Below are 15,042 nucleotides of genomic sequence, written 5' to 3' on the forward strand. Positions count from 1 at the left end.
TCAACTCAACTCCCCCGGTATGTGCTGTACCCATAAGGGGAGATCAGGAGCGGCACATGATAATGCGCGTGCTCATCAGCGATACCAAACCGGATAGGCACAACATCCAGAAACATGGGGTCGGGCAGCTTGGCTCCACGGTTTTGGAAATAATCACCCGCGGCAAACTCAAGCTCATACCGGCCCGCCTTGAAATCCGCCTCATCAAGAAGTGGCTCGGCCGTGCGCCCGTCACTATTGGTGACAGCATCTCTGATCAAGGAGCGACTGCCGTCACCCCCAAGCAAATAGAGCTTTATTTTTATGCCTTCGCCCGGACACCCGTTTGCAGTGTCCAGCACGTGGGTGGTTAGCCGTCCCATCGTTGCGCCTCGCAGATTGGTTTGAGGATAGTCGAGTGTAGATTGACCGATTAATCAGGATTTGTAAAGAATATCATCGACATAAATGATATATAATTGTTGACAATTTATCCAGATGCGGGACAATTCGGCTAAATCCGGCAACCTCACACCAACCACTCAAAGCCAGAAACTTTGACATTCCAGGTTTGTCGACCATGAGCCCAATAACGACCAGAGTTGACCATGACCATGCGCGCCCAGCAGGCAACCGAGACGGAAAATCTGTCGGCAAAAAGATCGGCAATGACGGAAGATGAAATCTGTCGCCGCATTCGTGACAGCGTGCTTGAGCAGCGCCTCGCCCCCGGCACAAAACTAACGGAAGAGTCGCTGTGCAGTGTGTTCGGTGCAGGCCGCACCACCGTTCGCCGTGCTTTCCTTCTGCTGAGCCGCGATAATATCATTGAGCTGCAGAAAAATAAGGGAGCGGTCGTAGCGTCCCCGAGCCCTCGCGAAGCACGGGAAGTGTTTGAAGCCCGGCGTGCCCTTGAAGCAGCGCTTGTGGAAAAAGCCGTTGAGAAATGTACCGCAGCGGATATCGAAAACCTTCGACAACACCTTGCTTTGGAGGAAGAAGCCCTGCGCCGGGCGGATATCGCACACTGGATCAGGTTAACCGGTGAGTTTCATCTGCATGTGGCGCGCATTGCCCGCAATGAGCCCATGTATCATTTCCTTGAGCAACTGGTGTTCCGCACCTCACTGATCATCACGCTGTACGGCAGACACGGGCGCAGTGCGCCAAGCTGCAAGGGTGATGACCATAGCCAGATCGTGTGTGCACTTGAAGCACGTGACAGTGTGGCCGCCACAAATGTCCTGCTGCATCACCTTGAGGCCATTGAAGCAGGCCTAAGCTTCAGCCCTCGTGATAGCGGGCAAGACCTGCACCAGATATTCCATGGCGCTCAGGCATCCTGACCAGCGCCTCGACTGAGAAACAAGAGAACCGCCATGAGCATGAGCGACTATCCACGTGACCTGAAAGGCTATGGCGCCCAAGTGCCCAATGCCAACTGGCCGGGCGGTGCCCGGATCGCTGTGCAAGTAGTTATGAACTATGAAGAGGGCGGTGAGAACTGCGTGCTGCACGGTGATGCAGGGGCTGAGACTTTCCTGTCCGAGGTCGTGAATGCGCCAACAATTGAAGGCGCCCGCCATATGAGCATGGAATCGATCTATGAGTATGGCAGCCGGGCAGGTGTATGGCGGCTATTGCGGCTCTTTGAAAAATACGACATCCCCGTCACCGTGTTTGCCGTTGCCGATGCGCTGAAACGCTACCCGGAGATGGGCAAGGTTTTTGTGGGTAAAGGGCATGAGGTCTGCTCCCACGGCCTGAAGTGGATCAACTATCAGAATGTGCCGGAAGACGTGGAGCGCGAGCATATAAAAGAGGCCGTTCGCATCATCAAGGATGTCACCGGCGAGGCGCCACTTGGCTGGTATACGGGCCGCACCAGCCCAAACACGCGCCGACTGGTGGCCGAGCATGGTGGTTTCCTTTATGACGCAGACGATTATTCCGACGACCTGCCCTTCTGGTCCCGCGTGGAAAACACGCCGCACCTAGTGATCCCCTACACACTGGATGTAAACGATATGCGCTTCGCGTCCGTACAGGGCTTCAACTCAGGCGACCAGTTTTTCACCTACCTGCGCGACAGCTTCGACGCCCTATATGCAGAAGGGGAAGACACGCCAAAGATGATGTCCATTGGGCTACACTGCAGGCTCATTGGCCGGCCGGGGCGCATTCAGGCGCTTGAACGCTTCTTCGACTATGCCAAAAGCTTTGATCATGTGTGGTTCTGCCGCCGTGTGGATATCGCCCGGCACTGGCGAGAGCATCATCCTTTTGAGGAAGCATGTACATGAGCGCGCTCCTCAAAATCCGCCCAAGCCAGATAGAGAAGGATGTCTTCATGGCCACCTATGGCGGCATTTATGAGCATTCTCCCTGGATCGCAGACGCTGCCTGGCAAAAAAAAGACGGCACCAACCTCGACACGGTTGAGGCCTTACATGGTGCCATGCGCGCCGCTGTTGAGGATGCAGAGGAAGGATCAAAACTCAGGCTCATTTGCGCGCACCCCGACCTTGCCGGGAAAGCTGCGGTGCGAGGCGACCTGACATCTGAATCCCGGTCCGAGCAAAAAGGCGCAGGCCTTGATGCCTGCACACCGGATGAGTTTGCTGAATTCCAGACGCTGAACAAGGCCTACAAGCAGAAGTTCGGCTTCCCTTTCATCATTGCTGTAAAAGGGCATGACCGGCACAGCATCCTTGCCGCTTTTCGGGCCCGCCTGAATAATGACCGCGCCCGCGAGTTTGAAACTGCCCTCAACCAAATTCACAAGATCGCAGGCTTTCGCCTTGCTGATCTGTCGTTATAAGCCAGAAAGAAAAATCCATGTCGGACACATGTTTTAGCCGTCAGTTCGTTAACCTCGCCAACCCCCGCATCGGCGCCAAGGTCACCTTTGCGACCGATGATTTTTTTGCGGACAAGGCCCGGCTGATCGACCCGGCAGACGCCGTGTTTATCCCCGGAAAATATGACGATAACGGCAAATGGATGGACGGTTGGGAAAGCCGCCGCAAACGAGGTACAGGGTATGATCATGCCATCATCCGCCTTGGTGGCCCCGGTTACGTGAAAGGTGTGGATATCGACACCAGCCATTTTACCGGTAACTTCCCGCCTGCGGCCAGTATTGATGGCTGCACCGCGGATAGCGATATCCCAGATCCAACTGTGGAATGGACGGAACTTGTCCCGGCAACAAACCTGAATGGCAACAGCCACCATGTGATCGCCGTGGAAAATGATCAGGCCTGGACCCACCTCAGGCTCAATATATACCCGGACGGTGGTGTGGCGCGCCTCCGTGTATACGGCGTGATGGATAAAAACTGGGCGACCGTGGGGGCAGATGACGTGCTTGACCTGCTCGCTATGGAAAATGGCGGCCGCGCGATCATCGCCAATGACGAACATTTTGGTGTGCTCTCCAACATTACCCTGCCCGGCAAGGGCCTCAACATGGGGGATGGTTGGGAAACACGCAGGCGGCGCGAGCCCGGCAACGACTGGGCAATTCTCGCGCTCGGGCACGTCGGCACCGTTGAAGACATCCTGGTGGACACCGCCTTTTTCAAAGGTAACTTTCCGAGCCATATCTCTATTCAGGGCGCGCTCGTAGAAGGCGGCACGGATACGAGCCTCCCGGTCCAGAGCCAGTTCTGGCCCGAGCTTCTCGACAAACAACCGCTTTCCGCCGATAGCGAGCATCACCTGAAACCGCTCGCAGGCGTGGGACCTATCAGCCATATACGGGTCAATATATACCCCGACGGCGGGATCAGCAGGTTGCGCCTGTTTGGCAAAATTCATCGCTAGCCAGAAACGCCTTTCACCCAAAGACATTTACCGCTGCATTTTTGCTGGCGGAATGCCACAATCTGCCACTAAGCTGCGCCTGTATTCATCTTGGGAGACGTAACGGATGGCACAGCGGTTGATGGTTCTGGTCCTGAGTTTTTTCCTCATTGCAGCGACAGAGGCTGCAGATATGGCGGAGCCCACCGGCAACGAAACCCTCTCCGACGCGTTGGGCGCCCTTGATGCGGGGCGTTTCCGCTATGCAGACCAGATCATCACAAGGCTCCTGGACGCCAGCCCCAAGGATCAGGATCTATATTATTTTGCCGCACGCGCAGCTTTTGGCAGCGGCCAGTATTCCCGCGCCAAAACCCTGATCGATCGCCACAACACCTTCGCAGGCGCCGGTAATTTCCCGGAGGATGCGGGACGCCTTGCAAAGGCTATCACGGCAGCGCTCGCTGCCTTCGCAGCGTCTGAAAAAGCCGCGTTCGAGTATGCGCAAAAGACCCACACAATTTTTGCCTACGCCGCCTTTCGGGACGCCTACCCCACAAGCCAGAATGTGGATGCTGCAGACTTCATGAGCTTTCGCCGCGCGAAAGAAGTGAACGTCGAGATATCCTATCGCCGATATCTGGACTACTGGCCCGAAGGCAAATACCGGCAGGATGCGCATAAAAGTGCAGACCTCGCGGCCTTTCGGGAAGCCCGTCAACAAAACACCCCGGAAAGTTACCGCAGTTATCTGAGCAACTATCCGCGCGGTGTGTTTTGGGAACAAGCCAGCCAGCGGGAAGAAGCGCTGGCTTTCGCAGCTGCCAAGGCAGACGGCTCAGAACGCGCGATCAATAATTTCCTCGCTGTATATCCGCGTGGCAGTTTCAGCGCCGAGGCCAGACGCACGCTCGCCCTCGCAAAAGAAAAAGCCCCGCAGCGTGATCTGGCGGGTAGAACGGTACGCATTCCGTCCGGCTCCTACATCTACCGCCCTCCTGCCTCAAAAGACGTGCGGTCTGTACCCCGTGTTTTTGAAATCTCACAACCCTTCATCGCGATGGTTTATGAGGTGACTTTTGATCAATGGGCCAAATGCGTTGAGGACGGCGCCTGCACAAATACGAACCCTAGCGATGAAGGATGGGGCCGGAAAAATCGCCCTGTCATCAACGTAAACAGGCAAGACATTGATGAATATACCGGCTGGCTGAATGCAAAATGGCGTGAAGCAGGCGGTGTTGGTGTATGGGGCCTGCCGTCGGAGATGGAGTGGGCCTATATGGCGCGCGGCTTGAACAGCCTCGTCTCTGCCCCCCGTGCTGCTTTTGAAAAAGCTGGCCAGACCTGCCCGGACTGCGACGACAAGGCCGGCGCGGATGCCACCTTCCCTGTTGGGCAATTCTCCCCCAACAGTTTTGGGCTTTTCGATATGCTCGGTAATGCCGCCGAATGGACGGACGATTGCTGGAGCGACCAATTTGCTGGTGGTGGCAGCATTGATGATCAATGCACAACCGGCGTGGTGCGCGGGGCTACAAATTCAACCGTGCCTTTGGTGTTTGCGGCACAAGCACGAGAGGCATTTGATTTTGATGTAAGATCAAAAGCGGTGGGCTTCCGCCTGATTTGCCGCCCGTAAACAGCGGCCAGCTAATCTGCAACTGGTGTCAAAACACCCAGCTTACCCTCCGGCGCAGAAGTGCGCGGGCGCACTGCCCGGATTTTTGCGGTTGAGCGCTGCCCGAGCGCATCCACAACCGTTACACCGTAAAAGCCTTCGCCTCTAAGTTGGTATGATGCATTTCGCGCCCAACGACCGGATTGCACCGGCACACCGTCAACGAACCACTGCAATGGCCTCTTGCCGCCTTCCGCTAGCAATGTAAGCGGTGTTGTCTCGCCCGTGATCTCCAACACACTGTCTGGCACCGGGAAGGTAATATTGAGACTGGCGACATGCGCGCCCACTTCAATCAAGCGCTCCGCCCGATCAAAATATTTCAGCCCCGGTGGCAGAGTTTCAAAAGCTGATGTCGCTTGAGCGGTCTGTGCCGCCTGCTCCCACGGGGCGGGGCCGCCTTTTTCCAGATTGTCAAAAACGTCAAACAACAAGGGTGCGGCGCTTGCGGCACCAAAGTGGCCGGGTATAGGTGTGCCGTCAGCCCGCCCGAGCCAAACACCGACTGTATGGTCCCCATCAAAACCAATGGCCCATGCATCCCGGAAGCCATAGCTGGTGCCTGTCTTGTAAGCGATTTGGCGCTGGGTGGCGCTGTTCGGCACCAGCCTGCCCTCGGGCGGAGAGATGTTTGCCAAAATACGCGCAACAGCAAAGCGTGCGGGCGGGCGCATCAAGGCATGGTCAGGCAAATGATCTTCAGCACCCGCCTGCTGCAACTTGAGTGGACGAACAACACCGTCATCCGCAAGTGCTGCATACATGGCGGTGAGGTCCTCAAGGGTCATGCCCAAACCGCCGAGCGCGATCGCAAGACCTGCTTTCTCCGCACCGGGCAAAACGAGGGGTATCTTTTGGTCCCGCAGCCTTTGCGCAAAATTAACGGGGCCTAATCGGTCAAGCACGGCAACGGCTGGCACATTCAGGGATAGCGCCAACGCTTCTGCGATGCTGACCTCACCATAGTGCCGATCCATGAAATTATTGGGTGTGTAACCGCCAAAGTTTCTGGGTTCATCACGAAGCCGGGTTTCAGGTGCCGCCAAACCTTCGTCAAAGGCCATACCGTAGATGAATGGTTTGAGCGTTGAGCCCGGCGACCGCACAGCCCGAACCATATCCACATACCCGAGGCGCCGCCCTTCCCCGATACCCGCAGACCCCACGTAGGCCTTGATGGTGCGCGTTTTATTATCCACCACGAGTATAGCGGCGCTCGCCTGCTCATGAACACCTCGCGCACCTGAAAGCGCAAGGCGCTCGAGGCGCTTCTGAAGGACGAAATCAAGCGTTGTATGTAAAACCATGTCTGTATTTGAACGCGCAAAACGCAGCCGGCTTGCTGCGTGCGCCGCCACAATATCCGGCACATGCCGAACGGACGCCACGGGCACATCTGCGGCCAGCTTGGCCAGATGCGGATCAAGGCCAACGAGAGGGGCAACGCGCTTGAGCACCTTATCCCGCGCGCGGCGGGCATCCGCGCTGTGACGGTCCGGTCTCAACCGGGTAGGAGATTGAGGCAGCGCTACAAGAAGCGCCGCCTCTTCCGGGGTCATATGCTTGGTGTCATGCCCAAAATACGCACTGCTTGCGGCTTTGATGCCCTCAAGGTTACCCCCATAAGGGGCAAGCGTGAGATACATCTCCAGTATCTGTTTTTTACTGAAGCGCCCCTCGAGTTGCCACGCACGAAACATCTCAATAATTTTTGCACCCACAGTTCGTGAGCGAGGCTCCAGAAGTTTAGCCACCTGCATGGTGAGCGTCGACGCACCCGAGACAACCTCACCGCTTGTCACGGCCTGATACATTGCCCGCGCAAGAGCCCTGCCATCCACACCGCCATGGTGGTAGAAGCGTTTGTCCTCAAACGCCAACAACATGGCGATAAAAAGCGGGTCAACCTCGTCAAGGCTTACCTGCTGGCGAAGCCTGCCATCTTCAACCGGAAATACGCGCAGCAGTTCACCGCCACTCGCCCGCACCTCAAGCGACCGGGTTTCGAACCGTGTCATATCCGGCGGGTTCAGCTCATCCAGCACTGCGAGCAAAGCAACGCACCCCAGCACAAACCCCGCCAGGCACGCCGCAGGCCAACGCCCGCTTCCGTTATAGTGCCATGGCATCAGGGGCGAACCTCCATCCGGGTCGCTTCGCCCTGGGCGTGGTACTGGGGCTGGTACATGTCTTCCACAAATGTGCCTGGCAGCACAAACTCACCCGGCGTTATGGCCCTGACGATATAGGCAACACGGAAACGGGACTTGCGCCAGCCGGTGCGTTCACCGAGCTGTACCGCCGCCACAAACCTGTCGTCTCGCGCATCGCTAAAATCAGTGCTCGAGAGCGTTGGCAGAAAATCGAGCGAGTCTACCTCCGTGGTTTCAATCTCAAATCCTGCGGGCAACATGTCCACAATCAAGCTATCGCGCACTGCGTTAACCGTCGCGCGACCCTCAATCAGCACAACCATGCGGTCGTTGCGTTTCGCAGCTTTGGGGTCCACGGGCTTCCCGCTCATATCGAAATAGTTTCGGGCAATCTCGAAGCCGTTTGATACGGCGTCCGGTGCCTTGGTGGGCACACCGCGGATCGCACGAATAAGCCTGAGCTCTGTAGCGCCGTCGTTGGTGATGCTGATCTCACCAGGCGGCACATCCTTGCCGATCTCTCCGGTCCATAAGCCTGATACTGCGCTCACTGCCACGCCGCCCACGCTTGCACGTAACTGGGTTTCACCCGGGCCACTAAAAGCAGCAGCAGCGCGTGATATCCAGGCCATCTCCTGGGTGCTGAGCCAACCTTTTTCTGCCACATCCCGCTCAAGCTGGTCGGCGAGTGCTGCCATGTTGGTTGCGGTTTTTGCCACTTCCGCAATCAGCGCGGCAATGGCTGCCCGGTCCCGCTCAGGTGTGCCGTAGTCGGAGTAATAATGCTCCGCCCTCGGCATACGGCTCGCCTGTTTGAAAAACTGATCCGCACGACCTTCTTCGCCCACAAGACGGAGGCTTGCGGCAACATGCGCGACCGCAAGAGGTGACCTTAGTTTTGACGCGAACTGATCGGCAAAATAACGCACTTCACTTGCTGCAACATCGCCAACACGGGCCAAGACGTATAGAGAATAGGCTGTTGCTTCCAGGTGCCCACGACCGCGATTTCTGACCATGCGCTGAAGGCGATCGAGCGACAGTGAGAGGATTGCATCCGGCACCGTGTAGCCAGCCTGCCCTGCCCGCAACAGGAAGTCGGTTACATAGGCGTCCAGCCAGTCGTTAGAGCCACCATGAACATGCCAGACACCAAAACCACCGTCACTTTGTTGCCGCTCTGTCAACGTAATGATGGCGCGTTCAACCATGCTTTGGGCATCACTCTTTGAGAGTGGCAGGTCATAGATTTTTGCCAGTTCATCATAATAGAGGGCCGGGAAGGCTCTCGATGCCGTCTGCTCGCTGCACCGGTAAGCATAGTCGTGAAGCGACCTCATCAACCGGTCGGCAGCAAGATTTGGACGGGACGCGAGCGTGACATTCTGGCGTGCCGTCAGCTTGAAAAACTCACCCATATCGCTTGGCGAAATGGTTACAGTGTCCCCCGGAGCAACCGCCTTGTTCTCTCGTGACGTGACATAAGGCCACGCGGCTCGAACGGAAATTTCCCAGTTCCGGTTGATATCCTCAAAGCCGTTACCAGACAGCGCGAGAGACAAGGCCGCATCGCCCGGTGTTTGCCCTTCAAGGGTAATGGGGAAATCACGACGGAGACCATCCGCGAGGTTAAATGTTGCCGGTGCACCGGAGAGCGCAACAGCGTCACCCTCCACCTGCAAAGCGCTTGTGATGCTAACCTCGCCACCCGAGAGGTTTTGCACGCTAAGGGTTGCCTGCGCCTTATCGCCCGGCGCCAGAAAACGCGGCAGGATCAGTTCCGCCACCACTGGGGTTCGCACCTTCATTGCCGCTTCACCCAAACCAACCTGATTGAGTCCATAAGCTACCGCCATCAGGCGCAAGCGGCCCGCAAAATCAGGCATGTCGAAACGCACAACTGCGGTGCCGGTTTCATCCAGCTCAACATCCCGCTTGATTAGCGCCACGGTTTTTGTCGTGCGCCGGAGGGCGGCAAAAAGATTGTCAGCCTCATCAGCTTCCGAAATCAGCGCCCGCATGCCGGTTACCACGAGGCCGTCACCGCCTGAGCGCAGCACACCCCGGTTGCCTTCTTCAGTACGGATGAGACGACCGTAAAGGTCCCGAACGTCCATCGCGAAACCGCGTTTGGCGAAATAATAGTCATCCGGGTTTGGTGATTTGAAGCGCGTGATATTGAGGATACCCTCATCAACCGCGGCGATGATCACCTTCATGCGCTCGCCTGGCATACCACCCTTCACTTTGATAGGGAGCTCAACTGGTTTACCCGGCAAGGTAACATCGGGCGCGTTAATCTCAAGGGCATTAACCCGTGCAGCCCGGTCAACTGAAAACCACGCGAGCCCTGTTGCGCGTACTGGCAGTTTGGAGAAGGCGCCAGCCTCGGGCCGGAGTGCCGTCGCAAGCACATATGCGCTGGGCCCCCAGTCCGCTTCCACCTTGAACTCAAACGTGCCGCCATCCTCGCCAAGGTCAATGGTTTTATGGGTGATCAAGCGGTCATTCACCACAGCGATGATGGCCCGGCCTTCAAACGGCGCTTTCACAAAACCTTGCAGCCGGTCACCTGCCTCAAGCGCGGCATTGTCGAGCGTTAGTTCGAGCCCATCTGGCACGGTGGGCGATGAACCCTGGCTCCACCAGCCAACGGTGATGTGCATGCTGGTGGCAGCATTGCCGTCTTCCTCAAAAACATCGAGACGATACCGCCCTGATGGCAGCAAACGCTCAAGCTCGAGGCTTCCATCCTCACCCGTTTCAAACACCTCCTCACCTAGAACTTCATCATAGCTTGTGGTGCGGAAACGCCAGTCACCGTGAAGGCGATACCAGTTATATTGGTGATGCTCCCGCACCCAAACCGCGCGCACCTTATGGCCCGCCAGCGTATCACCACTATCAGACAAAGCGATCACATCAAGTTTCGCGGTCTCACCGTCCTGAAAACCACCATGATTGTCGGCCTTGAGCCCAAGGAGCACAGGGTTTGTTTTCACCTGCACCATGGTGTTTTGGCTTACTGGCCGGCCGCCAACATCAACAATTTCAGCATTCAGGAACGCCCGCAATGGCCGGGTGGTATCAGGCAGGCTGTCCAGCGAAACTGCAACGCGCGCCGCCCCTTTTGCATCGGTAACAAATGACTGCCGCCCCGCCTGTTTGGACGTAAAATCATCACTCACAAGGCCAAAACGATAGTCGTCATAATCGTCAAACGGCGTGTCATCGGCTTGCAGTGTTATGCTGAGTGAACCGCTTAGGTCCGCCGCGGGGGCTCCATAGAGGAGATCCGCCTGCACAATCGCGTCCAACTGCTCACCTTGGCTAACAACATCAGCTGTGGTTTCCAGCTTGGCGGACAGCCGTTCAGGGACAAAATCTTCCACCCGGAAGCGGTAGTTTGCGATGGTTTTTGTCTCATCATCAGCATGAAGAGCCGCCCGCCACAGGCCCGTACGGGCACCGGGTGTTAGCTGATAGTCGTAATCATACCCCCCAAGCGCGTCACCGGTAAGGGGTACCTTCTTTGCCTCTACACCGTCCGGGCGATAGACCACCATGGTAAGCGGAAGCGAGGGCACGGCGCGCGCCTGTGCATCGCGCAGCATTGCAGATAAATGCACCACTTCACCCGGGCGGTAGATACCACGCTCTGAGAAGAGGAAACCGTCAAGTGGCCCTGTGCTTTGCCTGCCGCTTGCGCCGCGATCACTTAGATCCAGTGCCGGGCCGGTCAGGCTGAGGAAGGCGTAATCGCCCTTGTCTGTCTCAGCCACAATGGCGGCCGGGCTCGCGCCACCTTCACCGCGCATAAGGGCAGCCTTGAAACTCACACTCCCGTCGCGCCCAGTCTTTGCTGACTGCAATATACTGTTATCCCGCGCAACCAGCTTGAGGGTAACAGAGCGAAGCGCCTTCGCGCTTTCAAGCGAATGCACAAACACATGCAGGCCGTCATCCCCTGTAAGGGTGGTGAGACCCAGATCGGAGATCAAAAGCCACTGCGCGCTTCTGCTATACCGGTAGCGGTAGGTCTCATCTTCATCAGGCCGGGCGGTTACAAGCGCATAGATACCGGGTTCTGATCGTTCAATCATTTCGCGGATAGGGATAAGCGTGGTGACATCCTTGTTGGGAGTATTCTCAACCGCAACACTACCCTGCCACACAACGCGCCCCATCTCTGCACCCAGTTTATCCTCCGCCCAGGCATAGAGATTATCGTCCTGCAGGCCCGCGTTCAGAAAGGGCACCAAACCCCTATCGGATACACGGTAGAGCTTGAGATTGACGGAGGAGAGGTTGACGGTTTTAAGCGGCACCGTTTCATCCCCAACCCGCGGCAGCACATATGTGCCGGACCCAACAGCAATGCGAGGTTCCCTATCCGGCACCGTGAAGATCCGTTTTTCATCTTTATAAAGCTTGCTGCCTTCTTCACCCTCAAGGCCCTGAAGAAGGGTCGCCGTGTAAGTTTCACCAAACATCAGACCGGACAGGCAAACCCGGTTGCCGGATGCACGAATGGCGATATCCCGCTGTCCCTCAAGCCGCACATAATCTGCTGCGTTACCCGCGTGAGATTTACGAAGGGCTTCAGAAAGGACAAAACAGGCTTGGGGCGTGCGGGCCTCCACGTCCATCGCTACGTCCGTGATCCTGAGCGTTAAACGCGCGATCAATGCGTCCAGATGTTTCTGGCGCTCAGGGCTGGCCTCAAGTGTAAGTGCATATTCCGCAAGTTCACGCGCCTTAGCGGTTTCATCATTCGCGAGCGCCAAGGTCGTCATCGCATCCACAGCAGCAGCACGTGCTGTGTTTGTGGTCGCAAGGCTATAGGCGCGGGACACGGCGGCGCTGCTGTCCTCCAGCCTGTCGGCCTTGAGGAAGCGCTGTGAGGCCATCAGCCATACTTTAGCGTCCTCCGGTGCAAGCACGATTTCAAGCTCGCTCTGGTGCCGGGAACGGAACGCACTGATATTCTCCGGGGGGGCCGGATGGCGCAACACTTCTTCAAGGCTCATCCCTTCAATGCGAGCATCCGCCTGCAGCTTTTCAAGCCGGGCTTTCAGAGCAAAGGCTCGCTCAAGTAAGCGGTCTGCAGCCGCTTCATAACTGAGTATTGGAGGGGTGGGGTCTGGCGAAGGCGCCTGCGCAAAAGCTGTTGAAGAGACAATAAACAACAGAAATAAGGCAAGGTGCTTGCGCATGATATCCCCCATATGATGATGATCAGAGGGTAACTTGACGCAGAATTATGGTCAAACTCGGACAGTTTTGTGATGAGAGGCGTTTTTTACGCGAAGCGGTACCAAATCACCACAGATAGCGGCGCAACTACAACCACCGTGACGAACAGGGCTAATTTTGATTTAGGGAAAAATGGCGCACCCGAGAGGATTCGAACCTCTGGCCTCTGCCTTCGGAGCCATCTTTTTGGGTGTCATCGCCTGTCTTGCGATGTCACCGAATGTCACTATTTTTGTAATTATATCAAATAGTTACTAGAATTCATGGTGTGTCAGTCGGAGCCACCATTGGTCAGGCAAAGACAGCATTTTGCGCTTCCAGCGCGCTATTTTTTAGGACCGCGCCATGAGAACTTCGATAACCAGAAAGCTCCTCGACACGACCAAACCGAAAGCCACGCCCTTCGACATTCGATGCACCAGAATGAAGGGTTTGATTGTCCGCGTCCAGCCCTCCGGCGCAATGACTTTCTATTGCGAGTATGACCGCAACAGGCGCCTCAAGCTCGGCAGGGCCGACCACCTGTCGCTGACCGAGGCCCATGACCGGGTGCGCGACATCATGAAAGAGGTCTATGAGGGTGTGGACCCCAGCGCTGAAAAGCGCAAGCAGCGAGAAGAGCTGACCATCGAAGAATTTATCGACGGCTACTATGAGCCTTGGGCGACATCGCACCTGCGGTCTGGCGAGGCCGTAGTGAAAAGGATCAGGGTGGCCTTCAAGGCACATCTAGGCACTAAGCTTTCCAAGGTCAGCGTGTTCGACATGGAGCGGTTTCGGTCGGCACGGCTCAAGCAGGGTGTGACGGCGACAACGGTAAACCGGGATACGGGCGCCTTGCGGGCGTTATTGTCCCGGGCAGAGGAGTGGGGCTTTCTCGACACCAATCCGCTCGGCAAGCTCAAGAGGCTACGGGTCGAGGATGTAACCCCACCCCGATACCTTCAGGACGATGAGCGCGAGCGGCTGTTTGCGGCCCTTGACGCACGGGAACAGCGCCGGATTGAAGAGCGGGACCGCTACAACCAGTGGCGCCGCGAGCGCAAGCACAATGAGTACCCGGACTTTCGGCGGTATCCCTTCACCGACCATTTGAAGCCAATGATCATTCTATCGCTCAATACCGGCCTGCGCCGGAACGAGCTGTTCACCCTAACCTGGGACAATGTCTATCTGACCCACACCACGCCCTTTCTCACCGTTCGGGCTGCGTTCGCCAAAAGCAAAAAGTCACGGCACGTTCAGCTCAATGCGTTGGCGGTCGAAACCCTGCGACAATGGCGCACAATGTGGGAGCGCAACACCGGCAATTTGGTCTTTGGCGGTCGCACTGGCGGCGAATTCGACAATGTGAGCTCGTCATGGGCCAAACTCTTGAAGGATGCGGGCCTCAATAATTTCCGCTGGCATGACATGCGCCACGACTTTGCGTCCCGCCTCGCGATGGCCGGCGTGAACCTCAATACAATCCGAGAGTTGTTGGGGCACTCAGACTACAAAATGACCCTGCGATACGCCCACTTAAGCCCCAAAGAAGGCTATGATGCAGTGAATATGCTAGTTTAAAATTGAAACTGTACTAATGGTTGTGACATCACTTTCTTTGGCAGTATCGGTATACTTAGAGAACTCGTAGTGGATGACGACAATGGTTATACATCAGTCTGGTTTTTCTCCCATTACCTCTCTAGGTCGCCGATATCCTTTGCATCACTTACAACCGTTTACGAGGAGATTAGCTACTTTCTCGGGCTCCACGGAGAATATATCTGTTCGCATACGATTCCATAGCCACGTCTTTTCCATAGAACCCCAAGTCCCTCCGATACACAGCCTTTTTGCCGATGAAGGCGGCAAAGAGAGGGAGTTTTGTCCAGACAGATATGAACTCTCGAAAGGTCTTCAGCCGTTGCTAGTTTCATTAATTGACGACAATGTCCCGTCCTGGATATCCGAAGATAAGAACAAAAAAAATCATCTCGCGGTTTGTGAGGCGCCGTTTAAAACTGCACAAAAATACGTGATTTATTATGATCTGCACCCGTCGAAATCGCGCGCGGGTATCGATGTGGAGATGAACATCAAAACCGCATACCTGATGTACGTGGATTTTTCCAGAACTGGAAAGCGTGAAAGGATAAATGCTTTGATCAGGCGGTCTTTTCA

Annotated in this window: 9 protein-coding genes; 6 read left to right on the forward strand and 3 right to left on the reverse strand. The window is 56.2% G+C overall.

The features are described from left to right. Positions 1-5: 5 nt before the first annotated feature. Positions 6-362, reverse strand: a complete 357-nt coding sequence (gene uraH / locus ACN0XZ_RS02515) for a hydroxyisourate hydrolase (protein WP_417456134.1) — start codon at positions 360-362, stop codon at positions 6-8. A gap of 225 nt (positions 363-587) precedes the next feature. On the opposite strand from uraH, the gene ACN0XZ_RS02520 reads away from it, so the two are divergent. The 5 genes from ACN0XZ_RS02520 (at position 588) to ACN0XZ_RS02540 (ending at position 5,428) form a co-directional block, all read left to right on the forward strand. Beyond that, positions 588-1,325 (forward strand): GntR family transcriptional regulator, encoded by a 738-nt coding sequence (locus tag ACN0XZ_RS02520; protein WP_417456135.1) that lies wholly within the window; start codon positions 588-590, stop codon positions 1,323-1,325. Between the two features lie 33 nt (positions 1,326-1,358). Further along, entirely contained in the window at positions 1,359-2,282 is a 924-nt protein-coding gene (gene puuE / locus ACN0XZ_RS02525) for an allantoinase PuuE (protein ID WP_417456136.1), read from the forward strand. After that, entirely contained in the window at positions 2,279-2,800 is a 522-nt protein-coding gene (uraD, locus tag ACN0XZ_RS02530; RefSeq protein ID WP_417456137.1) for a 2-oxo-4-hydroxy-4-carboxy-5-ureidoimidazoline decarboxylase, read from the forward strand. Before puuE ends, uraD begins: the two co-directional genes overlap by 4 nt. Before the next feature lie 17 nt (positions 2,801-2,817). Continuing rightward, complete coding sequence (gene alc, locus ACN0XZ_RS02535) at positions 2,818-3,807, forward strand: allantoicase (protein WP_417456138.1); 990 nt, start codon at positions 2,818-2,820, stop codon at positions 3,805-3,807. Positions 3,808-3,913: 106 nt separating this feature from the next. Continuing rightward, positions 3,914-5,428, forward strand: coding sequence for an SUMF1/EgtB/PvdO family nonheme iron enzyme (locus ACN0XZ_RS02540; protein ID WP_417456139.1), 1,515 nt, complete (start codon positions 3,914-3,916; stop codon positions 5,426-5,428). A gap of 11 nt (positions 5,429-5,439) precedes the next feature. On the opposite strand, the gene pbpC is transcribed toward ACN0XZ_RS02540, so the two are convergent. Further along, on the reverse strand, positions 5,440-7,596 hold the full coding sequence (gene pbpC, locus ACN0XZ_RS02545) for a penicillin-binding protein 1C (RefSeq protein ID WP_417456140.1): 2,157 nt from the start codon (positions 7,594-7,596) through the stop codon (positions 5,440-5,442). Next, complete coding sequence (locus ACN0XZ_RS02550; RefSeq protein WP_417456141.1) at positions 7,596-12,836, reverse strand: alpha-2-macroglobulin family protein; 5,241 nt, start codon at positions 12,834-12,836, stop codon at positions 7,596-7,598. Before ACN0XZ_RS02550 ends, pbpC begins: the two co-directional genes overlap by 1 nt. A gap of 385 nt (positions 12,837-13,221) precedes the next feature. Between ACN0XZ_RS02550 and ACN0XZ_RS02555 the strand changes: the two genes are divergently transcribed. Continuing rightward, positions 13,222-14,442, forward strand: a complete 1,221-nt coding sequence (locus ACN0XZ_RS02555; protein ID WP_417456142.1) for a tyrosine-type recombinase/integrase — start codon at positions 13,222-13,224, stop codon at positions 14,440-14,442. The last annotated feature ends 600 nt before the right edge of the window (positions 14,443-15,042 follow it).

Source organism: Kordiimonas sp. (assembly GCF_048264555.1).
Taxonomy (GTDB): Bacteria; Pseudomonadota; Alphaproteobacteria; order Sphingomonadales; family Kordiimonadaceae; genus Kordiimonas.

Excerpts from the sequence above, each read along its gene's own strand:
- uraH (WP_417456134.1), bottom strand. The coding sequence starts at position 362 with ATGGGACGGCTAACCACCCACGTGCTGGACACTGCAAACGGGTGTCCG.
- ACN0XZ_RS02520 (WP_417456135.1), top strand. The coding sequence starts at position 588 with ATGACCATGCGCGCCCAGCAGGCAACCGAGACGGAAAATCTGTCGGCA.
- puuE (WP_417456136.1), top strand. The coding sequence starts at position 1,359 with ATGAGCATGAGCGACTATCCACGTGACCTGAAAGGCTATGGCGCCCAA.
- uraD (WP_417456137.1), top strand. The coding sequence starts at position 2,279 with ATGAGCGCGCTCCTCAAAATCCGCCCAAGCCAGATAGAGAAGGATGTC.
- alc (WP_417456138.1), top strand. The coding sequence starts at position 2,818 with ATGTCGGACACATGTTTTAGCCGTCAGTTCGTTAACCTCGCCAACCCC.
- ACN0XZ_RS02540 (WP_417456139.1), top strand. The coding sequence starts at position 3,914 with ATGGCACAGCGGTTGATGGTTCTGGTCCTGAGTTTTTTCCTCATTGCA.
- pbpC (WP_417456140.1), bottom strand. The coding sequence starts at position 7,596 with ATGCCATGGCACTATAACGGAAGCGGGCGTTGGCCTGCGGCGTGCCTG.
- ACN0XZ_RS02550 (WP_417456141.1), bottom strand. The coding sequence starts at position 12,836 with ATGCGCAAGCACCTTGCCTTATTTCTGTTGTTTATTGTCTCTTCAACA.
- ACN0XZ_RS02555 (WP_417456142.1), top strand. The coding sequence starts at position 13,222 with ATGAGAACTTCGATAACCAGAAAGCTCCTCGACACGACCAAACCGAAA.